Source organism: Rhodococcus daqingensis, assembly GCF_042665615.1.
Taxonomy (GTDB): Bacteria; Actinomycetota; Actinomycetes; order Mycobacteriales; family Mycobacteriaceae; genus Rhodococcus_G; species Rhodococcus_G daqingensis.
Window position 1 is genome coordinate 80,285 of sequence record NZ_JBHTCS010000009.1, and the last position, 24,291, is coordinate 104,575.

The following is a 24,291-nucleotide window of genomic DNA, read 5'->3' on the forward strand; positions in this document are numbered from 1 at the left end:
GGGGTACCTACGAAGCAGTTCCCTCTAGATTCGGGGCATGGACCTGCGTCAGATGGAGTACTTCCTCGCCGTGGTCGACTGCGGCGGGGTCACCCGGGCCGCGACACAGTTGCACGTCGCACAACCCTCTCTTTCGCAGGTGGTGCGCAAGCTGGAGAAGGACCTGGGCGTCGAGTTGTTCCATCGGGTCGGCCGGGGCCTGGTGCTGTCCCCCGCCGGCGAGGCACTCGTCGGTCCGGCGCGCATGATCCTGCGCGAGGTGGAATCCGCCGAGAAGGCGGTGCGCGATGTCGGGGCGATCCGCGGCGGCCGGATCGACATCGCCTCGCTGTCGGACCTGTCCTCCGACCCGCTGTCGGTGTGGGTTGCCAAGTTCCGCCGCCAGTACCCCGACGTACGGTTCCACATCGAGGAGCGTGACGAGACCGCCGACGTGGTGTCGTTGGTCCGGTCGGGGGCATGTGAGCTGGGCATTCTCGCTCTGCCCCTCCCGACCGAGGGCCTCGTCGCGGAGGAGCTCGTCGGCCAGCAGCTCGTGCTGGTGTGCCCACCCGCCACCGACGCCCGCTGGCCGGACCCGGTGCCCATCGAACATCTCTCCCGCGTCCCGTTCGTCATGGGCGAGCGCGGCACCGCCACTCGCGACTTCATCGACCGCTCGCTGCGCGCGCACGGCGTCGAACCCGACGTCGCGGTGGAGGTGCGCCAGCGAGGTGCCGTGCTGCCGATCGTCCTCGCGGGCGGCGGGGTGTCGATCGTCGCGTTGCGCAGCGGGCTCGACGCGATGCTGCGCGGCGGGGTGGTACGCGAGCTGGAACCCCGCCTGACCCGCCACATGGGCGTGGTCCGCAGGACCGGGCGCCTGACCGAGGCCGCGACCGAGTTCCTGGCCTGCGCCCGCGCCTCGATCGAACAGTTCGTCCGCGCGATCGACATCCGGATGGCGGAGGGCATGTCGCTCGTCGACGCCGCGAAGCTGACCCGCGACGAGACCGACCTGCAGTTGCGCGCGGAGAACTCCCAGGCCACCCGCAACTCATAGGCTGACACAGTAGATTACCTACCATTTTCGTCTTGGACGTAATGGATCCCGCTGCCCTTGAATGGTGTGCACCAGATCACATCGGTGCGGCGCCAGCCGGATCCATCACGTAGACGGCCCCTTTCGGACCGTTCGACCGGACCCGCCCGCCCGCCGGTGCGCCGAAGTCGTTCGCCCCGGAAGGGATCCCATGACCCAGACAACCCTGCCGACGCGTGCGCCGGACCGGTCCCCGCGGTCCTCGCACATGCGACGCGCCTGGACCGTCGTCGGCCTCCTCGTCGTCTTCATGCTCATCAACCACGCGGACAAGTCCGTCATCGCGTTCGCCGGTGTGCAGATCCAGAAGGACCTGGGGCTGAGCTCTGAGCAGTTCGGGCTCCTGCAGAGCAGCTTCTTCTGGCTGTTCGCCGCAGGCGCGCTGTTCTTCGGCTGGCTCTCCTCGCGGGTGAGCCTGCGCTGGCTGCTCGCCGGCCTGATGCTGACCTGGGTCGCGACGATGATCCCGCTGCTCGGCACGGTCAGCTTCGGCGTCCTCATCGCCTGCCGGGTGATCCTCGGCTTCGCCGAGGGTCCCGCGTTCGCACTGGCCAACCACGCCGCGCACTCCTGGTTCCCACCGGAGAAGCGGGCGATGGCGGGCGGCTTCGTCTCCGCGGGCGCCTCGATCGGCACCCTGATCGCCGCACCGGCGCTCACCTTCATCATCGCCCAATGGGACTGGCACGCCGCGTTCTACGTCCTCATCTCGGTGGGCGTCCTGTGGGCGGTGGCCTGGCTGATCCTCGGCCGCAGCGCCGGCGACGACGGCGCGGCTCCGGTGTCCACGGTCGTGGTCGAGACGGTCGACGCCCCGTACAAGACGATCCTGAAGACCGGCACCGTCATCGGCATCGCGGTACTGCTGTTCAGCTCGTACTGGTCCACCACCCTGAAGATCGCCTGGCTGCCCGTGTATCTCCAGGAAGGCCTCGGCTACGACACGGCAACCGCCGGCCAGCTCATGATGCTGCCGTACGGTCTCGCGGCCGTCGGCGCCATCGGCGCGGGCTGGATCTCGGGCCGGCTGATCTCGCGAGGCGTCTCCCGCCGGGTCGCCCGCGGCTACTTCAGCGTGGCGCTCGTCGCCGGTGCCGGCATCTCGATGGCCGGGTTCACGCTGCTCCCTCAGGGTGGAGTTCAGCTGGTCCTGATCGCCCTCGCCTTCTCGCTGAACACCGCGGCCTTCGGCGTCGCGCTCTCGGCGATCGCCGACGTCGTCCAGGCGAAGAAGCGCGGCATGGTGCTCGGCATGCTCTCGGCGGTCGCGAGCATCTCCGGGATGGTGGCGCCGCTCGTCCTCGGCTTTGCCGTCGGCTCGTCCGTCGACAAGATCACCGGCTACGCGATCGGCTTCCAGTCCAGCGGCGCCCTGATGGTAGTCGGCGCGGTCATCGCGGTCTTCCTGATCAACCCCGAGCGCGACATCGCCCTCATCCGCCGCCGCGCCGAACAGGCCGCACGTCCCACCGCCGAGGAGACCGCGTGAGCACCACAGCCATGATCGACAAGCCTTTGGACGGCGTCCGCGTCGTCGACTTCGGACAGTTCATCGCCGCCCCGGCCGCCACTCAGTCGCTGGTCGACCTCGGCGCCGACGTGATCAAGGTCGAACCGGTGCACGGCGAATCCGCCCGCGGGATCGGACCGCACGGCGACGCGATGGTGCAGAACTACAACCGCGGCAAGCGCGCCATCGCGCTCGACCTCAAGGACCCGCGCGGTCAGGAGATCGCGCGGCGCCTGATCGCGGGCGCCGACATCGTGGTGCAGAACCTGCGCCCCGGCGTGATGGACTCGATGGGCCTGGGCGCCGAGGCGATGCGCACCGCGCACCCGCACCTGGTGTACGCCACCGTCAGCGGATTCGGCCTGCACGGCCCGTCCCGCAACCGCGCCGGCCTCGACATCGCCGCGCAGGCGGAGAGCGGGCTGATGTGGGTGACCGGCGAACGGGACCGGGAACCGCAGAAGGTGGGCGCCCAGATCGTCGACGCCGCAACCGGATACGTCTGCGCCCAGGCCATCCTCGCCGCCTACATCCGGCGCCTGCGCACCGGCGAGGGCGACACCGTCGAGGTCTCGCTGCTCGAGGTCGCCCTGCACCTGCAGACGCCCAACTGGGGCGCCTACCTGGCCACCGGGGTGGAGCCGACGCGGATGGGCAACGGGCAGCCGACGGTGGCGCCGGCGGCCGACATCATGCCGACCCGCGACGGCAGCGTGGTGGTCTCCGCCTACTCGGAGGTCCACTTCCGGCGGCTGTGCCGCCTGCTCGGGCGCCCCGAACTGGCCGACGACCCCCGCTTCGCCGACAACCCGTCCAGGGTCCGCAACCGGCCCGCGCTGCTCGCCGAGCTGCACGCCGCATTCGCGACGATGACCAGCGACGAGGCGATGGACATGCTGACGGGCAACGGCGTCGTGGCCGGCCGGATCAACACCTATCCGGAGGCGCTGCGCAGCCCCGACGTCGAGGCGTCCGGGCTGTTCCTCGAGGTCAGCCGTCCCGACGGGGTGCCCGCGACCGCGCTCGGCACGCCCTGGCACCTCGAGAGCGTCCCCAAGGCGCCCACCGCGGGCGCGCCGGATCTCGGCCAGCACACCGCCGAGCTGCTCGCCGAGCTCGGCTATCCCGGCGACACGGTCGACGCGCTCGCCACCGACGGCGTCGTCGTCCGCCGCTGAAACCCTCACCCCACAATCAAGGAATCACCATGCAGCGCACCATCTTCACCGAGGACCACGACGCCTTCCGGGAGTCTGTCCGCCAGTTCATCGCCAAGGAGATCACCCCGAACCTGCCCGAGTGGGAGGACGCCGGCTGCATCCCCCGCGACTTCTACTACAAGACCGCCGAGATCGGCATCAACGGCCTGCAGGTGCCCGAACAGTACGGCGGCGGCGGCATCGACAGCTTCCTGTTCAACACCGTCGTCTACGAGGAGATCGGCTACGCCGCGGCGTCGCTCGGCGGTTTCCAGGTGCACCTGAACACCGTGCTGCCCTACTTCCTCGAGTACGCCAACGAGGAGCAGCGCCGGCGCTGGTTCCCCGGCTTCGCCGACGGCAGCCTGGTGAGCTCGATCGCGATGACCGAACCCGGCATCGGCTCCGACCTCGCGGGCGTCGCCACCACCGCGGTCCGCGACGGCGACCACTACGTCCTCAACGGCAACAAGACCTTCATCACCGGCGGCATCGGCGCCGACCTGGTGATCGTGGTGGCGCGCACCTCCAAGGACGCCGAGAACCGCCGCAACGGCCTGTCGCTGCTGGTCGTGGAGGGTGACATGCCCGGCTTCCTCCGCGGCCGGAACCTGCACAAGATCGGGATCAAGTCGTCCGACACCGCGGAGCTGACCTTCGACAACGTCCGCGTGCCCGTGGCGAACCTGCTCGGCGAGGAGGGTGGTGCGTTCGCGATGCTCGGCCACAACCTGCCGCAGGAGCGGCTGTCGATCGCGATCACCGCGCAGGCCACGGCCACCGCCGCGATGAACCTGGCCATCGAATACGCCCAGGAACGCATGGTGTTCGGCAAGCCGCTGGCCGGCTTCCAGAACACCAAGTTCGTGCTCGCCGAGTGCGCGACCGAGCTGCAGGCCGGGCAGTCGATGATCGACCAGGCTCTGGTGGCCCTCGACGGGCGCACCCTCACCCCGGCCGATGCCGCGAAGGTGAAGCTGTTCTGCACCGAGATGCAGGCCCGGGTCATCGACAAGTGCCTGCAGCTGCACGGCGGCTACGGCTACATGACCGAGTACCCGATCGCCCGCCTGTACACCGACGCCCGCGTCACCCGGATCTACGGCGGCACCAGCGAGGTCATGAAGAGCGTGATCTCGAAGTCGCTCGGGATCTGAGACACGCCCCCACGAGAGTATCGAAGGACCAATCACCATGCAGATCAAGGACATCAACGCCGTCGTCACCGGCGGCGCCTCCGGCCTCGGCCTGGCCACGGCCACCCGGCTGATCGAGTCCGGCGCCACCGTCACCCTGCTCGACCTGCCCGGCTCGCCCGGCGCCGAGCAGGCGGAGGCGCTCGGCCCGGCGGCCCGGTTCGTGCCCACCGACGTCACCGACTCCGAGGCCGTCGCGGCCGCGTTCGCCGATGCCGCCGGGCGCGGCCCGGTGCGCGCGGTCGTGCACTGCGCCGGCCGCGGCAAGCCGATGCGCATCCTCACCAAGGAGGGCAAGGCGGCCGACCTCGAGCCGTTCGAGTCGGTGATCCGGCTCAACGTGATCGGCACGTTCAACGTGCTGCGCTACGCGGCCGAGACGATGGCCGCCAACGAGCCGCTCGACGGGGACCGCGGCGCGGTGGTGCTGACCGCCTCCGTCGCCGCCTTCGAGGGCCAGATCGGGCAGATCAACTACGCCACCTCCAAGGCGGGCGTGGTCGGCATGACCCTGCCCGCCGCCCGCGACCTCGCCAGCGTCGGCGTCCGCGTCAACACGATCGCGCCGGGCGTGTTCGCCACTCCCCTGCTGTTGAACGCCCGCGACGACATCCGCGACGCGCTGGCCGCGTCGGTGCCGCACCCGCAGCGGCTCGGGGAGCCGTCCGAATTCGCCGCGCTCGCCGAGCACATCATCTCCAACGGCATGCTCAACGGCGAGACGATCCGCCTCGACGGCGCGATCCGGATGGCGCCCCGATGACCGATCAGCCCGTGGTGCTGACCGAGCGCCGGGGGCGGGTCCTGGTAGTCACGCTGAACCGGCCGCAGGCCCGCAACGCCGTCGACGGTGCGGTCGCCGCCGCGATCGCCGCGGCGATGGAACTGCTCGACAGCGATCCGGAGCTCAGCGTCGGGGTGCTCACCGGAGCCGGTGGATACTTCTGCGCCGGAATGGATCTCAAGGCCTTCCTGCGGGGCGAGAGCCCCCGCGTCGCGGGCCGCGGGTTCGCCGGGCTGGTGGAGGCGCCGCCCGCGAAGCCGCTGATCGCCGCCGTCGACGGGCCGGCGCTGGCCGGCGGGTTCGAGATCGTGCTGGCCGCCGACCTCGTCGTGGCCGCGCCGACGGCCACCTTCGGTCTGCCCGAGGTGCGTCGCGGACTGGTCGCCGCCGCGGGTGGGCTGACCCGGCTGCCCACGCGCCTGCCGCGCGCGGTGGCGTTGGAGATGATCCTCACCGGAGGATCCATGACGGCGCAGCAGCTCCATCCGCACGGGCTGGTGAACCGCCTCGCCCCCGAGGGCGAGGTGCTCGCCGCGGCCCTCGAGCTCGCCGCGGAGATCGCCGCCAACGGCCCGCTCGCGGTGCGGGCCAGCAAGAAGGTCGTCGACGAGTCCCCCGGCTGGGCTCCCGACGAGACGTTCGAGCGCACCAGGAAGATCGTGATGCCGGTGTTCGACTCGAACGACGCACGCGAGGGCGCCGCCGCCTTCACCGAACGACGAACCCCGGTCTGGACGGCCTCGTGAACGCCGGGATCGAGAGAACAGGAACACACCATGCGTGATGCAGTCATCGTCGACGCGGTCCGGACCCCCGTCGGCCGCCGCAAGGGCGCGCTCAAGGACACCCACCCCGTCGACCTGTCCGCCACCGTGCTGACGGCGCTGCTCGACCGCACCGGCGTCGACGCCGCGGCCGTGGACGACGTCGTGTGGGGTTGCGTCGGCCAGGTCGGCGAGCAGGCGGGCAACATCGCCCGCAATGCGGTACTCGCCGCCGGGTGGCCGGAGTCGGTGCCCGGCACCACGATCGAGCGCCAGTGCGGATCCAGCCAGCAGGCACTGCACTTCGCGGCCGCCGGCGTGATCTCCGGCCAGTACGACATCGCGGTCGCCGGCGGCGTCGAGTCGATGACCCGGATCCCGATGGGCTCGGCCCGCCGCGTCGGACTCGGCGACCCGAACAGCGACGCGATCAAGCGCCGCTACGAGGGCATCGAGTTCAACCAGGGCCGCGGCGCCGAGATCCTCGCCGCCCGCTACGACCTGAGCCGTGGCTGGCTCGACGAGTACGCGCTGCGCTCGCACCAGCGTGCCGCGAGCGCCGTCGACGCCGGCCGGTTCGACGGCGAGATCGTGCCGGTGGAGCTGCCGGACGGGAGCAAGCTCACCGCCGACGAGGGCATCCGCCGGGAGTCGACGCTGGACAAGCTGGCCCAGCTGGACCCTGCGTTCTCCGAGGACGGTCGCATCACCGCCGGCAACGCCTCACAGATCTCCGACGGCGCGGCCGCGCTGCTGGTGATGTCGGGCGAGCGGGCCCGGCAGCTGGGACTGACCCCGCTGGCCCGGGTGCACACCGCGACCGTGGTCGGCGACGACCCCGTCACGATGTTGGCCGGCCCGATCCGCGCCACCGCCCGCGTGCTCGAGCGCGCCGGGCTGACCCTCGACGACATCGGCGCATTCGAGGTCAACGAGGCGTTCGCCAGCGTCGTCGGCGCCTGGCTGCGCGCCACCGGCGCCGACGAGGACCGGGTGAACCCTCTCGGCGGCGCGATCGCGCTCGGTCATCCGCTCGGCGGCTCGGGTGCCCGGCTGGCCACGACCCTCGTCCACCACCTGCGCACTGAAGGCGTCCGGTATGGGCTGCAGACGATGTGCGAGGGCGGCGGCATGGCCAACGCCACCATCTTCGAGAACCTCAACGCTCGGTAGTAGCCCCACACCGGACCACCGCGCGACCGGCCCGACAATGCAGGCTGATGGCCAGGCTCCTGAGCGTGGCCATCAGCCCGCGAGCCGTGTCCGGTCGCGTCAGTACAGCAGCCCGACGGGTGCGCGCCTGGTGTGGATCCGGTACCCGACCTCCAGCGCGAGTCCGGGGGTCTGGTCGTAGGCGCGCTGTGCGATCTTGCCGCTGAACTCGATCCCGAGCACCGCGCGCAGGGCCTCCCGGCTGTCGAACTCCCACCGCGTCCGCACCCGCGAGAGCTCGAATCCCTGTGCGGCGAAGAACGACTCGACCCCGGCCGGGTCGTAGTGCGGCAGGTCCGCGCGCATCCACTCGCCGTACGGGCCGACGGTGGCGTCCAGATCCACCACCACGAGCACTCCCCCGGGACGCAGCACCCGCATGGACTCCGTGATGCCGGGTCCACACCCCGCCCCGAAGAAGTACGCGGTCCGTGCGTGCACGAGGTCCACGGAGTCGGCGGGCAACGGGATGCGCTCGGCGGAGCCCGCGAGCACCGTCACTGCGTCGTGTCCCGCGGTGCGCTGACGCGCCCGGTCGACCAGCGGTGGGTGCGGCTCGACGCCCACCACCGACCGGGCCCGCGCCGCGAACACCGGCAGGTGGAACCCCGCGCCGCAGCCCAGGTCCAGCACGTCACGCCCGGCCCAGTCGGCGACCCGCCGCAGCACCGCGAACACGGCGCCGTCGGCGTCCTGGGCCCGGTTCTCCACCTCGTAGACGTCCGGCCAGTGCCAGATGTTGGGGCTCGGGATCGGTGCCGTCACGACTGCGCTCGCACGGTCACAGCAGCGCGGTGAACACCAGCCAGGTGACGAACGCGGACGGCAGCAGCGAGTCCAGCCGGTCCATGATCCCACCGTGTCCGGGCAGCAGGGTGCCCATGTCCTTGATCCCGAGTTCGCGCTTGACCTGCGACTCGATCAGGTCGCCCGTGGTGGCCACCAGGACCAGCACGACGCCGAGCACGACGCCGACCACCGCTTCTGCGTCGAGGATGAGGGTGACGGTGAGGATCGAACCGATCACGCAGAAGACCATCGAACCGGCGAAGCCCTCCCAGGACTTCTTCGGGCTGATCGCCGGCACCATCGGGTGCTTGCCGAACAGCACGCCCGCGGCGTAGCCGCCCACGTCGGAACACACCACCCCGATGATCAGGCAGAAGATCCGTCCCGGACCGTCCTCCTGGCGCACCATCAAGGTCGCGAACGAGGCCAGCAGCGGGATCCACGCGGCCACGAAGACCGCGACACCGGTGTCGCGGAGGAAGTTCTGCGGAGTGGCCTTCAGCCCGCCCTGCAGCAGGCGCCACACCATGCACGCGAGCACCGTGCCCGCGAATCCGCCGAGCACGCCGGTGGTGCCGTAGGGCCAGCCCAGCCAGATCGTGGCCTGCCCACCGAGCAGCAGCGGGATGAACGGGACCGCGATCCCGCCCTCGCGCAGCCGCTTGGTGACCTCCCATGTCGCGACGGCCATGGCGGCCGCCACGATGGCGAAGAACAGGTTCGGGACGTAGAGCAGCGCGACGACGAGCATCGCCCCGAGTCCCACACCGACCGCGATCGCCGCGGGCAGGTTTCGTCCTGCCTTGGCGTTCACGGCCGCGGCGGCGCCCTGGGGCGCCGAGCCTTCGGTGGACACTAAACCTCCAGCAATTCGGCTTCCTTGTGCTTCACAAGTTCGTCGATGTGCGCCACGTACTTGGCGGTGGTCTTGTCGAGTTCCTTCTCGGCGCGGCCCACCTCGTCCTCGCCGGCATCGCCGTCCTTCTGGATGCGCGAGAGCTCGTCCATCGCCTTGCGGCGGACGTTGCGGATGGAGACCTTGGCGTCCTCGCCCTTGCCCTTGGCCTGCTTGACGAACTCGCGGCGCCGCTCCTCGGTGAGCTGCGGCACCGAGATGCGGATGATGCTGCCGTCGTTGCTGGGGTTCAGGCCCAGGTCCGAGTTGCGGATCGCGGTCTCGATCGGCCCGAGCTGCGCGGCCTCGTACGGCTTGATGATCACCATGCGCGCCTCGGGCACGTTGATGCTCGCCAGCTGCGTGATCGGGGTGATCGAGCCGTAGTACTCGATGTGGATCCGGTTGAACATGCCCGGGTTCGCGCGCCCGGTGCGGATACCGCCGAGGTCCTCCTTGGCCACCGCGACGGCCTTCTCCATCTTCTCCTCGGCGTCGAAGAGAGCTTCATCAATCACGGTGTTCCTCCAGGCTCGGCGGGTGCGGTGGGATGGTTCATGACTTGACGAGTGTTCCGATCTTCTCACCGGCCACCGCGCGTGCGATGTTCCCCTCGGTGAGCAGGTTGAACACCATGATCGGCATCTGGTTGTCCATGCAGAGGCTGAACGCGGTCGCATCGGCGACCTTGAGCCCCTGCTCGATCACCTCGCGGTGGGTGATCTCGGTGTACATGGTCGCGTCGGGGTCTTCCCGCGGATCCGCCGTGTAGACGCCGTCGACGGCCTTGGCCATCAGCACGACCTCGGCGCCGATCTCGAGTGCCCGCTGCGCGGCGGTGGTGTCGGTGGAGAAGTACGGCATGCCCATGCCGGCGCCGAAGATGACCACGCGCCCCTTCTCGAGGTGCCTGCGTGCCCGCAGCGGCAGGTACGGCTCGGCGACCTGGCCCATGGTGATGGCGGTCTGCACGCGGGTCGCAACGCCCTGCTTCTCGAGGAAGTCCTGCAGCGCAAGACAGTTCATCACGGTGCCGAGCATGCCCATGTAGTCGGACCGTGACCGGTCCATGCCGCGCTGCTGCAGCTCGGCGCCACGGAAGAAGTTGCCGCCGCCGATGACGACCGCCACCTGCACGCCGGAGTTGACGACCTCGGCGATCTGCTCCGCCACCGTCTGCACCACGTCGGGATCCAGGCCGACCTCGCCACCACCGAACATCTCGCCGCCGAGCTTGAGGAGGACGCGCTTGAAGCCGTCCCGCCGGGGCGCGGAATCGGTCGGTGCGGGTTCGGTCATGGCTCTCCTCGATCGTCGGTGCCGCCGCGGGGCGGTGTGCGGCCAGCAAGAATCGGCCACCCGGTGTTCTGGCCACAGATGACCACTCCATCCTGCCTTATCCGCCCCCGGGAACGGTGCCCGGGGCCGTCGACGCGCCCGCACACGCAGAAAGGCCCCGCACCCGGAAACCGGGGCGGGGCCTTTCGGTGGAGCTGGTGCCGTCTAGCTGGCGCCGACCTCGAACCGCGCGAAGCGGGTGATGGTCACGCCGGCCTCGTCGAGGAGGGCCTTGACGGTCTTCTTCGAGTCGGTGACGGAGGACTGCTCGGTGAGCACGACGTCCTTGAAGAAGCCGTTGACGCGGCCCTCGACGATCTTGGGGAGTGCAGCCTCGGGCTTGCCCTCCTCCTTGGCGGTCTCCTCGGCGACGCGGCGCTCGGCCTCGACGATCTCCGCGGGGACCTCGTCACGGGTCACGTACTTCGCCTTGAGCGCGGCGACCTGCATGGCGGCGGCGCGAGCGGCCTCCGCTGCGGCGTCACCCTCGCCCTGGTACTCGACCAGGACGCCGACGGCGGGCGGCAGGTCGGCACTGCGCTTGTGCAGGTAGGTCGCGACCGGGCCGTCGAACGCGACGACGCGACGCAGCTCGAGCTTCTCGCCGATCTTCGCGGACAGCGCCGCGACGAGCTCGTCGGCGGTCTGGTCGCCCGCGGAGGCGGCCTTGAGGGCGTCGAGGTCGCCGGCCTTGACCGCGGCGGCCGCGGTGACGACCTTGTCCGCGAGCTCCTGGAACTCGGCGTTCTTGGCGACGAAGTCGGTCTCGCAGTTGAGCTCGACCATGACGCCGTCCTTGGCGACGACCAGGCCCTCGGCCGTGGTGCGCTCGGCGCGCTTGCCCACGTCCTTGGCGCCCTTGATGCGGAGCAGCTCGACGGCCTTGTCAAAATCGCCGTCGGTCTCGGCAAGCGCGTTCTTGCAATCCATCATTCCGGAGCCGGTGAGCTCGCGGAGCCGCTTCACGTCAGCGGCGGTGTAGTTCGCCATTGGGGGCGAGCCTCCTTGAGTGAGATTCGATGCCTGGGGTGGAGCGTGAAGTGAAGCGGCCCTGACCTTGGAAGGTCAGGGCCGAGTCACTAGGCCTGCGGGGCCTCGGCTGCGGGAGCCTCGGTGGCCTCGGCTGCGGGAGCCTCGGCTGCTGCCTCCGCCTCGGCGGCGGGGGCGGCCTGCGAGAGCAGCTCCTGCTCCCACTCGGCGAGCGGCTCGGCGCCGGCCTCGGGCTTCGTGTCGTCCGCGGCACCGCGGCCCGCGCGGGCCTGCAGGCCCTCGGCCACCGCGGAGGCGACGACCTTGGTCAGCAGAGCGGCGGAGCGGATCGCGTCGTCGTTGCCCGGGATCGGGTAGTCGACGAGGTCGGGATCGCAGTTGGTGTCCAGGATCGCGATGACCGGGATGTTCAGCTTGCGGGCCTCGGAGACCGCGAGGTGCTCCTTGTTGGTGTCGACGACCCAGATGGCCGACGGGACCTTGGCCATGTCCCGGATACCACCGAGGGTGCGGTCGAGCTTGGTCATCTCACGCGTGAGCATGAGGATTTCCTTCTTGGTGCGACCCTCGAAGCCACCGGTCTGCTCCATGGCCTCGAGATCCTTGAGGCGCAGCAGACGCTTGTGCACGGTGGAGAAGTTGGTGAGCATGCCGCCGAGCCAGCGCTGGTTCACGTAGGGCATGCCCACGCGGGTGGCCTCTTCGGCGATGGACTCCTGCGCCTGCTTCTTGGTGCCGACGAAGAGCACGGTGCCGCCGTGGGCGACGGTCTCCTTGACGAACTCGTACGCCTTGTCGATGTACGTGAGGGTCTGCTGCAGGTCGATGATGTAGATGCCGTTGCGGTCCGTGAGGATGAAACGCTTCATCTTCGGGTTCCAGCGACGGGTCTGGTGCCCGAAGTGGGTACCACTGTCGAGCATCTGCTTCATGGTTACGACAGCCATGGCTGTGTACCTCTTTCATAGCCGGTTGACGCAGGCGATCGGTGATCCCTGCCCTGGCGCCCGCCAGCCCCCGGACCTGCACGGGTGCAGGACCAGCCGAAGGCCGTTGTTCATGCGCGGGCGCGCGAAGTCGGACTGTGCGAGCACAGACCGCATGGACAGTGTACGGGCTGCCACCTGCAGGTCCTAACCGGCGCTGTGGAGAGCGGATCGTTCATCCACAGCGGGCGCCGGTGCCGCGCCCGCGGATACCCGGCGTGGCCCAGGGTGGACGGATGCGGATCCTGACCGTTCTCGGGCTGTGCGTGGTGGTGCTGTTCGGCGGTCCGTCGCCGGTGACTGCCACGCCCGACGACTACTCCTGGCCGCTGCGCCCCCGCCCCGCGCTGGCGCGAGCCTTCGACCCACCCGAGCACGACTGGCTGCCCGGACACCGCGGCGTGGACCTGGACGCCGCCCCCGGCCAGGCGGTGCTCGCCGCGGGCGATGGCGTGGTGGCATTCGCGGGCGTGGTGGCGGGCAAGCCGGTGGTCTCGGTCGATCACCCGGGCGGGCTGCGGACCACCTACGAGCCGGTCCTGGCGACGGTCGCCGCCGGCAGGCGGGTGGCGCGCGGGAACCCGCTCGGCACCCTGGAGCCGGGGCACCCGGGGTGCGGGACGTGCCTGCACTGGGGGCTGCGCCGCGGCCGGGAGTACCTCGACCCGCTCGGCCTGGTGCGCGGGGCGCCGGTGCGGCTCAAGCCGCTGCGCGCGGTCGGCGCCGGGCCCTAACTCCACTCGGCGACGGCGTGCCTGCCCGCGGAGGCCGGGAAGTCGTCGGCGACCATCGCCGCGAGTTCGACGAACGCCCGGCGGGTCGCGGGCCGGAGCAGGTTCAGGTCGATCTCGGCCCCCTCCGCGAGGTGCTCGTCGAAGGGCACCACCTGCACGGCCCGGCACCGCGCGAGGAAGTGCCTGCTCAGCTCGTCGAGATCGATGGTCGTCGCGCCCGGCCTCGCGGAACTGATCACCACCACCGTCCGCTCGACCAGGTGCCCGTAGCGGTGGTGCTGCAGCCAGTCCAGGGTGGCCGCGGCGCTGCGGGCCCCGTCGATCGCGGGCGAGCTCACCAGCACGAGCGAATTCGCAAGCTGCAGAACACCGTTCATCGCCGAATGCATGATGCCGGTGCCACAGTCGGTGAGAATGATGTTGTAGTACACCTGCAGGATGTCGATGACCGACCGATAGTCGGCCTCGCTGAACGCCTCCGACACGGCCGGATCCTGCTCCCCGGCCAACACCTCCAACCGGCTCTCGGCCTGCGAGGTGTGCCTGCGGACATCGGAATAGCGGCGCAGGTACGGCGCGTCGGCGAGCAGGTCGCGCACCGTCGAGGCGGTCTGCAGCGGAACCCGCGTCGCCAGGGTGCCCATGTCCGGGTTCGCGTCCACCGCGATCACCTGATCCCCGCGCAGCGAGGCGAAGGTCGAGCCGAGCCCGACCGTGGTCGTGGTCTTGCCCACCCCGCCCTTGAGGGAGAGGAAGGCGATCCGATAGTCGCCGCGGATCGGCTGGTTGACCCGCTCGACCAGAGCCTGCAGATGCTGTTCGTCGGCGGACTGGCCCGGGTTGATGACCCCACCCGAGATTCGGTGCACCGCCGCGCGCCAGCCGTCGTCGGGGGCACGGCGCGGCCGCTTGAGCAGCGCCCCGGCGACGAGGTCCCGATTGGTGGGCTGGTGCGGCGGCGCCGGTGGGCGAACCGGCTCGGTCCAGGTCGGCTCGACAGGGGCGGGTTCGGGCTGCGCCCAGTCCGGTTCGACGGCGTGGTTCGGCCCCGTCCTCGGTTCCTCGGGGGCGGCGGGCGACCACGCGGGCACGGCGGTGAGCGGCGCACTCCGGTCCGTCCAGACCGGCTCCCCCGCCGACTCGGCGGCTCCCCGCAGCCAGGCCGGCGTCGAATGATCGCGGTTCACAATTCCCCCGAATGTGTGGCAGATCCGCGGGTTCGACCCGCGGCAATTCCGGGGCGAGGCTATCAAATCCGGACCGTTCGGTCCGTTCACGCGATTGCGGCGTCAGGCCCTGGGGTGGGCCTGGTCGTGCACCGCGCGCAGCCGCGCCACCGACACATGGGTGTACAGCTGGGTGGTGGCCAGGCTGCTGTGCCCGAGCAGCTCCTGCACCACCCGCAGGTCGGCGCCGCCCTCGAGCAGGTGGGTGGCCGCCGAGTGCCGCAGCCCGTGCGGGCCGAGGCTCGGGGCGCCGGGAACCGACTCGAGCACCTCGTGCACGACGCTCCTGGCCTGCCGCTGGTCGATCCGGCCGCCTCGACGGCCGAGCAGCAGCGCCCGGCCGGAGCGCTCGTTCACCAGGGCCGGGCGCCCCGACGTCAACCAGGCGTCGACGGCCGCGGCCGCGGGTCCCCCAAATGGCACCGAGCGCTGCTTGTTGCCCTTGCCCAACACCCGCAGCACCCGGCGTTCGAGGTCGACGTCGTCGAGATCGAGCCCGCACAGCTCCCCGACCCGGATACCGCTCGCGTACAGGAGCTCGACGATGAGCCGATCTCGCACCGCGATCGGTTCGAGCTGCGCCGCACCGGATTCCGCGGCCTGCATGGCCTCGGCCGCCTGTCCCTGACGCAGCACGACGGGCAGGGTGCGGTGGGCCTTCGGCGCGACGAGCCGGACACCGGGATCGCGCGCGATCCGGCGGGTCCTCGTCAGCCAGGCGGTGAAGGTGCGGGCGGCCGCGGTCCGGCGGGCCAGGGTGGTGCGCGCCACCCCGGCCGCCGCCTGCGCGGCCAGCCAGGACCGCATCGCCCGCAGGTCGATGTCCTCGAGTCCCGCGTCCCCGGACGAGGCGACGAGGTGCGCGAGCAGCGATCGGGCGTCGGCCAGGTAGGCCCGGACCGTGTGCTCGGACCGGCCCCGCTCCAGCGTCAGATACTCGGCATACGCATCGAGGTGCGCGGCCAGCCGCATGGGCACCTCGCCCGGTTCCTGCCGCTTCGCGTGCGAACTCATGTGCGCACCGTCTCCCCCGGTGGGGAATAAATCAAGCACCCGCGCCGCTGGATCACCCATGTGAGCCGAACGATTCCGATCCCGATGCTATTGGTCCTCGCCCTGCTGTCCGCGATCGCGCCGCTCGCGACGGACATGTATCTGCCGGGCCTGCCCGCCCTCGGCGACGATCTCGGCACCTCGGCCTCGACGGTCCAGCTCACCCTCACCACCTTCATGGCGGGCCTCGGCATCGGACAGTTGATCGTCGGGCCGCTCTCCGACGGTTGGGGCAGGCGACGGCTGCTCATCGGCGGCACCATCGTCTGCGCGATCAGCGGCGTGGCGTGCGCACTCGCGCCGTCGGCGGAGGTGCTCATCGGTGCCCGGCTGCTGCAGGGCCTGAGCGGCGGCGCGGGAATCGTGCTCGCACGCGCGGTCATCGCCGACCGCGCCAAGGGCGACAACGCGGCGAAGCTCTTCAGCGTCATGATGATCATCGGGGGCGTGGCCCCCGTGGTGGCCCCGTTGATGGGAGGCGCGCTGCTCGGGCCGATCGGCTGGCGGGGCATCTTCTGGGTGCTCGCCGCGGCGGCCGTCGCGATGCTCGTCGGCGTGCTGACCCTGGTGCCCGAGACGCTGCCCGTCGAGCGCAGGCACGGCGGCGGGCTCTCGGCTCTCGCCCACAACATGCGGTACGTCACGGGCAACCGCCGCTACATGGGTTACGCGCTGACCTTCATGTTCGGATTCGGCGCACTCTTCTCCTACATCTCCGCCTCACCGTTCGTGGTGCAGGACGTGCTCGGCCTGACACCCAGCCAGTTCTCGATCGTGTTCGGCGTCAACTCGATCGGCATCGTCGCGGGCAGCATCGTCAACACCAGGCTGATCGGGCGTTTCCACGCGCGCAGGCTGCTGCGGTTCGGTGTGTCGATGCTCCTCGCCGCCGGGGCGCTCCTGCTGCTCGAGGTCACCGTCGGCGGGACCGCCACCTGGGCCGTGTTGCCGCTGCTGTTCCTGGTGACCACCAGCCTGGGATTCATCATGGGCAACGCGACCGCACTCGGCCAGTCCGAGGTGAGCGCGGCGGCGGGCACGGGGTCGGCACTGATGGGCGCGGGCCAGTTCGGCCTCGCCGCGCTGATCTCACCGCTGGTGGGTGGGTCCGCCGTGCAGATGTCGATCGGCATCGTCGGGTGCGCCCTCGTGGCGATGACGGCGCTGGTCACCCTCGGCAGGCCGGCACCCCCGGCGGCCGCCGACGCCGATGTCGCGGTGGCCCCGGCAGCGGCGCGCACGGCGATGTGACGCGCCCGGCGGCGCGTACGCCCGTCTGGGACCCGGTGTCCGCGATGATGATCCGGTGAGCAACCGCAACAGGACAGGGGGCGGGTTCCCGGCGCTGATCGCCGCGCTGGCCGTGTTCGGGCTGGTCGCGGGCGCGCTCGGCGCCGCGGGCTGGCGCCACGCGACCCCGTACGCCGACTACTCACCCGCCGAGCCGAACGGTCGCCTGGGCGTCAGGACGATCTACTACGGGTTCATGTACTTCCCCGGCCCGCCGTGGCTCCCCGCGCTGCTGATCTTCCCGGCGATCGGCGCGACGATGCTGGCCGCCGTCGGCGCGCTGGTGGGGTTGTCCGGCTGGCGGCTGGTCCGCGGCGGGGGCGGCGGCCGATGGCCGCTGTACGCGGTATTCGTGTTCTGCGGGCTGATCTATGGCGCGATCGTCTCTCTCATCGGTGGCACCAATCCCCCCAAGCTGGGAGAGCCCTTCGTGCTGAACCGGCCGCCGACCGGCGATCCCACGACGGCATCGCTGCCGTGGCACATCGACCTCGGGCCCACCTGGCTCACCTTCCCCGCGATCGGCCTCGCGCTGGGCCTGATCATCGCGGTAGCGCTCAGCGGCACCGGGATTCGGCTGGTTCGGCGAGGCGCGCCCGTCGCCGTCGGCTAACGCGCGCCGTCGGGGTTCTCGGCCGCCGCGAGCTCCGACTTCCACACCCGGAAACCCTCCTCGGTGCGGCCGCGCCGCCAGTACCCGGAGATCGACGCCCACTCCGCGGCGACACCGCGCTCCTTGCGGACGTAGGCGCGCAGACCGTGCATGACGGCGTGCGCCTCGCCGTGGATGAACACGTGCGGCTGACCCGGCAACCACGGCACCGCCTTGACGGCGTCGATCAGCGGCGCGTTGTCGCCCGCCCGGTCGTCGCCCACCTCGTCGGCACCACCGCCGCGGTGCACCCAGGTGACCTCCACCGGCGCGGCCGACGGCAGGGGCACCTCGTCGTCCGGACCGGCGACCTCGAGCACCACCCGGGCCACCGCATCCGGGGGCAACGCGGCGACCGCCGCCGCGACGGCGGGGATCGCCGATTCGTCGCCCGCGAGCAGGTGCCAGTCGGCGTCCGCGCGCGGGGCGTAGGCCCCACCGGGGCCGAACAGTCGCACGCTCTCCCCCGGCTGGGCGGACTCGGCCCACGGGCCGGCCACCCCCTGGGCGCCGTGCACCACGAAATCGATGGCGACCTCGCGCTTTTCGTCGTCCACGGAACTGACCGTGTACGTGCGCAGCACCTGGTCGTCGTCGGGGCCGAAGATCAGCTTGACGTAGGCGTCGGTGAAGTCGTTGGGCACGAACTCCTCGAAGCCCGGGTCCCCGAGATAAACGCGCACCAGATGCGGCGTCAGTCGCTCGGTGCGCGACACGGTGAGCGTGGTGATCCGTCTGGCCATCCCGATACCTCCCGCTAGTTAGCGTTACCTAAGACAGTACCGGGCGAGTCGGAACGGGCCGCGTGATTCCCCTCTCGTTCGGGCGCGGCCTGGGATACTGCTGTCTGGTCGATCCGACGGACGGGCCGACCGAACACGCCCGGGCGAAGCGAACCACCCTCGGCGTCAACGACTTCCGCATCTTTCTCGAGGGGCAATGACACACAATCGCCGATTTCGTTCCCTGGCCGTCCTGCTGCCGCTGACCGCCGCCCTGCTCGGCGGATGCTCATCGGCGTCCTCCGAACCCGGGTCGACGGACGCCGCGGCCTGCGTCGACGCGACCCTCCCCAACGCCACCGCCGAGGAACTCGTCGACGTGCTCCGACCGAGGGGCGATGGGACCGCAGACGCCGCCGAACAGAACCTGGTGGACCAGTTCGCCGCCTCGCGCCCGGCCCAGATCGAGCGGGTCGAACAGAGCGCGGTCTTCCGAAGCGTGCCCGACGGCGGCGACGCCGCGTTTGCGGGCGCCGTCTGCGCGGATACCCGCTGGGACGACATCAACGCGGGCGCGGTCACGCTGAGCCCGCGCGCCGAGCGCGGCGCCATCGTGTTCGCGGGCCACGGCTACTGCGAGGCGTACGAGCAGATGTTGCCCGCCGCCGTGTCGACCGGCTCCTGGGACGACTGGGCGGGATACACGGTGGCCCTGATCGGTGCCCGACGGTCCGCAGTGGACGCCGCGAAGGCAGCGGGTCGCGACTTCTCGGCCGAGCAGCAAGCGCTGGAGGAGGAGTCTCGGGCCTACGACGCGGCGCGGCAGCACATCTGCCCGCAGTTCGGCTGACCCCGCCTACGCCTCGCGGACGGCGCCCTCGGGAGGCAGGGCGCCGTCCCGCAGGCGAAGTCGCCGAAGCTCGGAGACAATCGCCGCGGGATCACCGGCGGGCAGCAGGGGCAACCGGACATTCGCAGTCGATATCCGTCCCTGCGCGTGGAGAACGGCCTTGATTGCGGTGGGGTTGGGCTCGGACATGAGTGCGCATGAGGGCGCCACGAGTTGGTTCCCCAGCGCCCGCGCCCGGGCGGTGCTTCCACGACGCCACAGCTGGAACAGTTCGGCGAACTCGCGCACGCAGACGTTCGCCGTCGCGAGGATCGCGCCCGCCGCGCCCATCGCCAGCAGCGGCGAGGCCAGCGTGTCTTCCCCCGCGAGAACCGAGAACGTATCCGCAGCGCCACCCGACGGTGCGGTCTCCGCGAGCAGCCGCGCGGTGTCGGTGTCCACCGAACCGACCGCCTGCTTGATGCCGACGATCTGCGGATGCTCCGACAGGCGCACAACGGACTCCCAGCCCAGCCGCTGGCCGGTGCGATACGGAACGTTGTACAGGACCAGTGGGAGTGGGCTGCGTTCGGCAACGTACTCGAAGTGCGCCACGACCCCCGCCTCGGACGGACGGGTGTAGTACGGGACCACCACCAAGGAGCCCGCGACATCGGCCTCGTCGTTCACCTCCTCGATGGCGCGCACCGTGCCGTCGGTGTCGTGGGAGCCCGCCCCGACGAGCAGCGGAACGCCGTGCGCAGCGCAGACCCTGCCGCAGATCTGCACGACTTCTCGGCGTTCCCGCGAGCTCAACGTGGCGGCCTCCGCGGTCGTCCCCAACGCGACGATCCCGGCCGCTCCCTCGTCGATCACGTGGTGTGCGAGCCGTTCCAGGTCGGCGGTCGCGAGCTCGCCGCCGTCCGTGAAGGGCGTGACGAGCGGGACGAGGATTCCTGACGGATGGAAGGTCATGCACCCAGTCTCTGGGCCCACCTAATCAAGATCCAGTTACTATTTGTGGAGTCTTCCGTAAGCTGAGCTGATGCTCGATCCTCGCAAGCTCAGGCTTCTTCGCGAACTCGCCCATCGAGGCACCATCGCCGCTGTCGCAGAGGCGCTCTCGTACACGCCCTCAGCGGTGTCGCAACAGATTGCGGCCCTTGAACGCGAGGCCGGTCGTCCCCTGTTGACGCGCACGGGCCGCCGGGTCGCCCTTACGCCGGCCGGGGCCGTGCTCGTCGAGCACACCGAGGTGGTCCTTGCCAACCTGGAACGGGCCGAAGCCGCCCTCGCGGCGAGCGAAACGGGCGTGTCGGGATCGGTTCGCCTGGGGGCATTTCCCACCGCGCTACGGACGCTCGTGCTGCCCGCCATGCTGGAAATCGGCCGCGCGGAACAGCATCTGGAGTTGACGGTGACCGAGGTCGATCCCGCCGATGTGCCGGACCTCCTTCGTGGAGGCCAACTGGACATCGCGCTGGTTCACGAATATGACAACGTCCCCTCCACCTTGGGTCCAGGCATCGAGCTCGAACCGCTACTCGACGAGGTCGTGTACCTGGCCTCGTCCGCGGCGCCCGAAGCGACCGACCTCGCGGTGGTCCGCAGCCACGCCGGGAGCCGCTGGATAGTCGGCAACCCCGGCACTCTCTGCCACACGATGACCCTGCGCACCTGCCAGTCCCAGGGCTTCGAACCACGCGTGGCCCATCGGGTCGATGACTTCGCGACCGTCCTGCGACTCGTCGCCGCGGGCGCGGGTGTGGCGCTGGTTCCCCAGCTCGGCGCCACCGACGTGCCGGCCGGGGTGGTGCTCACCGCCCTCCCGATCGGCAGACGGACCCGGATCGCCTACCGCAACGGCAGCCGGTCCCAGCCGGCCTTCTCCGCGGTGAGCGAGGAGCTGCATCGCGCGGTCCGACACCTCCATGGAATGCGCTGACGATCTGTCGATTGCACATTCGGTGGGTGAGGCGCTACTGCCGCGAGGAGGGACACCCCGCGTATTCGTGGCCCCCGCTTCCGATTTCACCCGCGCCGGAACCACCCCGTCCCGTCCGACCCGACCAGCCCGGCCAGCTCCAGCACCGGCAGCGCGCCCCGCACCGAATCGATCGGCACCCCGGCGCTCTCCGAGAGCTCGCGCACGCCCATCGACCCCGACGCGGGTAACGCCTCGTACACCAGCGCCGCCTTCGCCGAGAGGCCGTCGAGCGGCCGCACCGGTCCGCCCTCCTCGCCGCCCACCCCCGCCGGTCCGGCGACCTCCACGACGTCGGCGGCCCGCGATGCCAGCAAAGCCTCGCCCTCCCTGATCATCCGGTGGCACCCCACCGAGGAGGCCGAGGTCACCGGGCCCGGCACCGCGAGCACCGGCCGGCCGAGCCGCGACGCCCACGCCGCGGTGTTGCGCGCCCCGCTGCGGGCGCCCGCCTCCACCACCAGCACCGCGTCGGCGAGCGCCGCCACCAGCCGGTTGCGGGCCAGGAAGCGGTGCCGGGCGGGCGTGGTGCCCGGCGAATACTCGCTGACCACGGCCCCCTCCACGGCGATCTCCCGCAGCAGCCGCGCATGACCGGCCGGATAGGCCCGGTCCACCCCGCACGCCAGCACCGCGACCGTCGGTCCGCCCGCGGCCAGGGCGGCGCGATGTGCGACGCCGTCGATGCCGTACGCGGCACCCGAGACGACTGTCCACCCCCGGCCCGCGAGATCGTCGACGAACTGCCCGGTGACGTGCTCGCCGTAGCCACTGGCGGCCCTGGTCCCGACCACCGCGACCGCACGCTCGGTCAGCTCGGTCAGCGGTCGCTCCCCCAGCACCCACAGCGCCAACGGCGGCGCCGCCTCCCGCTCGCGCCGCGGGTCGAGGCCGTCGAAGGCCAGCAGCTTCCACGACGGCCAGTCCTCGTCGTCGGGCGTGAGCAGCCTGCCCCCGATCCGCTCGATGAGGTCGAGGTCGCGGTCCGCGGAATCGATGTGCCTGCGCGCCTGCGTCCGGGTGCGCAACACCTCCGGCAACTCCGCCTCCCGCACCGCACGCGCCGCCTCCTCCGGTCCCACCGCCGCGACCAGGTCCACCAGTGCGGCGCACGGACCGGGCGCCACCTGCGACAGGTACGCCCAGGCCGCCAGCCGCGCGCTCACTCCCCTCTCCGGTCGCGGTAGCCCAGCGCGCACCCCACCTGGTCCTCGCCGGGTACCGACAGGCCCGCCAGGTCGGCGAGTGTCCAGGCGACCCGCAACGCACGGTCGGCGCCGCGCGCGGTGATCTGGCCCTCCCGCAACGCCCCCTCCAGCGGGCCAAGGGCCTGCCGGGAGATCCGGAACCGTTGCCGCAGAGCGGGACCCGGCACCTCGGCGTTGGTCCGCCAGCCGAACTCGCGCCAGCGCTCCACCGCCGTCGCCCGGGCACCGGCCACCCGCGCCCGGACGTCCGCCGTCGACTCGGCGGCCTCCCCGTTGAGCGCGCCGACCGAGAGCGGCTGCATGCTCACCCGCAGATCCACCCGGTCGAGCAACGGGCCCGACAGCTTGCCCAGGTAGCGCCTGCGCGCGGTCGGCGCGCAGACGCAGTCCTCCGTCCTGGGCGGCGCGCACGGGCACGGGTTCGCCGCCAGCACCAGCTGGAACCGCGCAGGGTAGCACGCCACACCATCCCGCCGCGCGATCCGGACCTCGCCGTCCTCGAGCGGGGTGCGCAGCGCCTCCAACGTCTTGACGCCCAGTTCTGCGCACTCGTCGAGGAAGAGCACGCCCCGGTGCGCCCGGCTCACCGCGCCGGGCCGGGCCATCCCCGACCCGCCCCCGACCAGAGCGCTGATCGAACAGGTGTGGTGCGGGGCGACGAACGGCGGTTCGGTGATCAGCGGTCGTTCGCTGGTGAGCAGGCCCGCCACCGAATGGATCGCGGTCACCTCGAGCGCCTCCTGCTCGCTCAGCGGCGGCAGCACCCCCGGAAGGCGTTGCGCGAGCATCGTCTTCCCGATGCCAGGCGGACCGGTCAGCATCAGATGGTGCGCGCCGGCGGCCGCCACCTCCAGCGCCAGGCGCGCGTCGCCCTGGCCCGCGACGTCACTGAGGTCGGCCGCCGTGCGCTCGGGCTCGAATTCCAGGGGGCTCGGGCCCGGCAGCATCAACTCCCCGCGCAGCCACTCGATCACCTCGCGCAGGTTGCGCGCCCCCAGGACTTCGATGCCGGCCACGAGGCCGGCCTCGGCGAGCGCCGGGTGCGGCACCACCACGCGGGGCCTGCCCGCGGACTTGGCCGCCAGCACGGCGGGCAGCACGCCGCGGACCCCGCGCAGCCGCCCGTCCAGCGCCAGCTCGCCGAGCAGCACCGACTTGTCCAGGTCGGCGCTCGGCACCCGGCCGTCCGCCACCAGCACCGCGCAGGCCAGGGCGAGGTCGAATCCGCTGCCACCCTTCGGCAGGGTCGCGGGCGACAGCGCCAGGATCACCCGCGAATCCGGCCATCGCTCACCGGAATTGGTGACCGCGGCCCGCACCCGATCGCGCGATTCCTGCAGCGCGGTGTCGGGCAGCCCCACCAGGTGCACGCCGGGCAGCCCCCGCCCGATGTCCGCCTCGATCTCCACCAGCTGCCCGTCGACGCCGCGCACCGCCACCGCATACGCCCGCCCCAGCGCCATCAGAACACCGCCCGCAGGTGCTCGAGCACCGGATCCCGCCCGGACTCGACGACCACCGCGATCACATCGAACCGCACCTGCCGCCAGCCGTGTGGCTGCCCGGACAGCCAGAGTCCGGCCAGCCGTCGGATGCGACCCTGCTTCGCGAACGTCACCGCCTCGGCAGGCGTGCCGAATCCCCGCCCCGACCGCGTCTTCACCTCGACGAAGACCACCGCGTCCCCGTCCCGGGCGATCAGATCCAACTCGCCGTACCGGCACCGCCAGTTCCGTTCGAGGATCGTCATGCCCGCGCGGGTGAGGTGGCCCGCGGCCATGTCCTCACCCAATGCCCCCAGCTCCCGGTTTCGCGCCATGCCACGACCCTGCACCCCGGGCGCCCCGCC

General features: G+C 71.2%; 25 protein-coding genes. 12 read left to right on the forward strand and 13 right to left on the reverse strand.

Annotated elements, in window-relative coordinates; genetic code table 11:
• Positions 1 to 37: 37 nt before the first annotated feature.
• The 7 genes from ACFQS9_RS04825 (at position 38) to ACFQS9_RS04855 (ending at position 7,707) form a co-directional block, all read left to right on the forward strand.
• Positions 38 to 1,042, forward strand: a complete 1,005-nt coding sequence (locus ACFQS9_RS04825) for a LysR family transcriptional regulator (RefSeq protein ID WP_378402129.1) — start codon at positions 38 to 40, stop codon at positions 1,040 to 1,042.
• A 190-nt stretch (positions 1,043 to 1,232) separates the two neighbouring features.
• On the forward strand, positions 1,233 to 2,570 hold the full coding sequence (locus ACFQS9_RS04830) for an MFS transporter (protein ID WP_378402131.1): 1,338 nt from the start codon (positions 1,233 to 1,235) through the stop codon (positions 2,568 to 2,570).
• Complete coding sequence (locus tag ACFQS9_RS04835) at positions 2,567 to 3,769, forward strand: CaiB/BaiF CoA transferase family protein (RefSeq protein WP_378402133.1); 1,203 nt, start codon at positions 2,567 to 2,569, stop codon at positions 3,767 to 3,769. The genes ACFQS9_RS04830 and ACFQS9_RS04835 overlap by 4 nt, the downstream gene beginning before the upstream one ends.
• 29 nt (positions 3,770 to 3,798) lie before the next feature.
• Positions 3,799 to 4,947, forward strand: coding sequence for an acyl-CoA dehydrogenase family protein (locus ACFQS9_RS04840; RefSeq protein ID WP_378402134.1), 1,149 nt, complete (start codon positions 3,799 to 3,801; stop codon positions 4,945 to 4,947).
• A 37-nt stretch (positions 4,948 to 4,984) separates the two neighbouring features.
• Entirely contained in the window at positions 4,985 to 5,749 is a 765-nt protein-coding gene (locus ACFQS9_RS04845; protein WP_378402136.1) for an SDR family NAD(P)-dependent oxidoreductase, read from the forward strand.
• Positions 5,746 to 6,516: a crotonase/enoyl-CoA hydratase family protein gene (locus ACFQS9_RS04850; protein ID WP_378402137.1), complete on the forward strand. Its 771-nt coding sequence runs from the start codon at positions 5,746 to 5,748 to the stop codon at positions 6,514 to 6,516. The genes ACFQS9_RS04845 and ACFQS9_RS04850 overlap by 4 nt, the downstream gene beginning before the upstream one ends.
• A 30-nt stretch (positions 6,517 to 6,546) precedes the next feature.
• Complete coding sequence (locus ACFQS9_RS04855) at positions 6,547 to 7,707, forward strand: thiolase family protein (protein WP_378402139.1); 1,161 nt, start codon at positions 6,547 to 6,549, stop codon at positions 7,705 to 7,707.
• A gap of 99 nt (positions 7,708 to 7,806) precedes the next feature.
• Here the strand turns inward: ACFQS9_RS04855 and ACFQS9_RS04860 are convergent, their stop codons facing one another.
• From ACFQS9_RS04860 to rpsB, 6 genes are all read right to left on the reverse strand, one after another.
• Positions 7,807 to 8,511 carry a class I SAM-dependent methyltransferase gene (locus tag ACFQS9_RS04860; RefSeq protein WP_378402142.1) on the reverse strand — a complete coding sequence of 235 codons (705 nt, stop codon included), beginning with the start codon at positions 8,509 to 8,511 and terminating at the stop codon, positions 7,807 to 7,809.
• A 16-nt stretch (positions 8,512 to 8,527) separates the two neighbouring features.
• Positions 8,528 to 9,391: a phosphatidate cytidylyltransferase gene (locus ACFQS9_RS04865; RefSeq protein ID WP_378402144.1), complete on the reverse strand. Its 864-nt coding sequence runs from the start codon at positions 9,389 to 9,391 to the stop codon at positions 8,528 to 8,530.
• Positions 9,391 to 9,948, reverse strand: a complete 558-nt coding sequence (gene frr / locus ACFQS9_RS04870; protein ID WP_027499313.1) for a ribosome recycling factor — start codon at positions 9,946 to 9,948, stop codon at positions 9,391 to 9,393. Before frr ends, ACFQS9_RS04865 begins: the two co-directional genes overlap by 1 nt.
• 37 nt (positions 9,949 to 9,985) lie before the next feature.
• Positions 9,986 to 10,729, reverse strand: coding sequence for a UMP kinase (pyrH, locus tag ACFQS9_RS04875; protein ID WP_378402147.1), 744 nt, complete (start codon positions 10,727 to 10,729; stop codon positions 9,986 to 9,988).
• A 204-nt stretch (positions 10,730 to 10,933) separates the two neighbouring features.
• Entirely contained in the window at positions 10,934 to 11,758 is an 825-nt protein-coding gene (gene tsf, locus ACFQS9_RS04880; RefSeq protein ID WP_378402149.1) for a translation elongation factor Ts, read from the reverse strand.
• Positions 11,759 to 11,847: 89 nt separating this feature from the next.
• Entirely contained in the window at positions 11,848 to 12,705 is an 858-nt protein-coding gene (gene rpsB, locus ACFQS9_RS04885) for a 30S ribosomal protein S2 (protein ID WP_378402151.1), read from the reverse strand.
• A gap of 275 nt (positions 12,706 to 12,980) precedes the next feature.
• On the opposite strand from rpsB, the gene ACFQS9_RS04890 reads away from it, so the two are divergent.
• Positions 12,981 to 13,478: a M23 family metallopeptidase gene (locus ACFQS9_RS04890; RefSeq protein WP_378402153.1), complete on the forward strand. Its 498-nt coding sequence runs from the start codon at positions 12,981 to 12,983 to the stop codon at positions 13,476 to 13,478.
• On the opposite strand, the gene ACFQS9_RS04895 is transcribed toward ACFQS9_RS04890, so the two are convergent.
• Both ACFQS9_RS04895 and ACFQS9_RS04900 read right to left on the reverse strand, forming a co-directional pair.
• Positions 13,475 to 14,395, reverse strand: coding sequence for a MinD/ParA family ATP-binding protein (locus tag ACFQS9_RS04895; RefSeq protein ID WP_378403136.1), 921 nt, complete (start codon positions 14,393 to 14,395; stop codon positions 13,475 to 13,477). The genes ACFQS9_RS04890 and ACFQS9_RS04895 overlap by 4 nt on opposite strands.
• Positions 14,396 to 14,767: 372 nt before the next feature.
• Positions 14,768 to 15,676 carry a tyrosine recombinase XerC gene (locus ACFQS9_RS04900; protein WP_378403138.1) on the reverse strand — a complete coding sequence of 303 codons (909 nt, stop codon included), beginning with the start codon at positions 15,674 to 15,676 and terminating at the stop codon, positions 14,768 to 14,770.
• A 126-nt stretch (positions 15,677 to 15,802) separates the two neighbouring features.
• Between ACFQS9_RS04900 and ACFQS9_RS04905 the strand changes: the two genes are divergently transcribed.
• Together ACFQS9_RS04905 and ACFQS9_RS04910 are read left to right on the forward strand one after the other, a co-directional pair.
• Positions 15,803 to 17,008 (forward strand): multidrug effflux MFS transporter, encoded by a 1,206-nt coding sequence (locus ACFQS9_RS04905; RefSeq protein ID WP_378403140.1) that lies wholly within the window; start codon positions 15,803 to 15,805, stop codon positions 17,006 to 17,008.
• Positions 17,009 to 17,063: 55 nt separating this feature from the next.
• A complete protein-coding gene (locus ACFQS9_RS04910) occupies positions 17,064 to 17,660 on the forward strand; it encodes a hypothetical protein (RefSeq protein ID WP_378402155.1) in 597 nt (198 codons plus the stop codon).
• Here the strand turns inward: ACFQS9_RS04910 and ACFQS9_RS04915 are convergent.
• The gene (locus ACFQS9_RS04915; protein WP_378402157.1) at positions 17,657 to 18,442 is read right to left on the reverse strand and encodes a siderophore-interacting protein; all 786 of its coding nucleotides are present in this window, start codon (positions 18,440 to 18,442) and stop codon (positions 17,657 to 17,659) included. The genes ACFQS9_RS04910 and ACFQS9_RS04915 overlap by 4 nt on opposite strands.
• A 196-nt stretch (positions 18,443 to 18,638) precedes the next feature.
• On the opposite strand from ACFQS9_RS04915, the gene ACFQS9_RS04920 reads away from it, so the two are divergent.
• Positions 18,639 to 19,271 carry a hypothetical protein gene (locus tag ACFQS9_RS04920; protein WP_378402159.1) on the forward strand — a complete coding sequence of 211 codons (633 nt, stop codon included), beginning with the start codon at positions 18,639 to 18,641 and terminating at the stop codon, positions 19,269 to 19,271.
• A gap of 6 nt (positions 19,272 to 19,277) precedes the next feature.
• Here ACFQS9_RS04920 and dapA read toward each other — a convergent pair whose 3' ends face one another.
• A complete protein-coding gene (gene dapA, locus ACFQS9_RS04925) occupies positions 19,278 to 20,225 on the reverse strand; it encodes a 4-hydroxy-tetrahydrodipicolinate synthase (protein ID WP_378402161.1) in 948 nt (315 codons plus the stop codon).
• A gap of 70 nt (positions 20,226 to 20,295) precedes the next feature.
• Here dapA and ACFQS9_RS04930 point away from each other — a divergent pair, with 70 nt between their 5' ends.
• Positions 20,296 to 21,195, forward strand: coding sequence for a LysR family transcriptional regulator (locus ACFQS9_RS04930; RefSeq protein WP_378402162.1), 900 nt, complete (start codon positions 20,296 to 20,298; stop codon positions 21,193 to 21,195).
• Between the two features lie 86 nt (positions 21,196 to 21,281).
• On the opposite strand, the gene dprA is transcribed toward ACFQS9_RS04930, so the two are convergent.
• The 3 genes from dprA to ACFQS9_RS04945 are packed head-to-tail and all read right to left on the reverse strand — an operon-like array spanning position 21,282 to position 24,261.
• On the reverse strand, positions 21,282 to 22,400 hold the full coding sequence (dprA, locus tag ACFQS9_RS04935) for a DNA-processing protein DprA (protein ID WP_378402164.1): 1,119 nt from the start codon (positions 22,398 to 22,400) through the stop codon (positions 21,282 to 21,284).
• The gene (locus ACFQS9_RS04940) at positions 22,397 to 23,905 is read right to left on the reverse strand and encodes a YifB family Mg chelatase-like AAA ATPase (protein ID WP_378402166.1); all 1,509 of its coding nucleotides are present in this window, start codon (positions 23,903 to 23,905) and stop codon (positions 22,397 to 22,399) included. Before ACFQS9_RS04940 ends, dprA begins: the two co-directional genes overlap by 4 nt.
• Positions 23,905 to 24,261 carry a YraN family protein gene (locus ACFQS9_RS04945; RefSeq protein WP_378402168.1) on the reverse strand — a complete coding sequence of 119 codons (357 nt, stop codon included), beginning with the start codon at positions 24,259 to 24,261 and terminating at the stop codon, positions 23,905 to 23,907. Before ACFQS9_RS04945 ends, ACFQS9_RS04940 begins: the two co-directional genes overlap by 1 nt.
• Between the last annotated feature and the right edge of the window lie 30 nt (positions 24,262 to 24,291).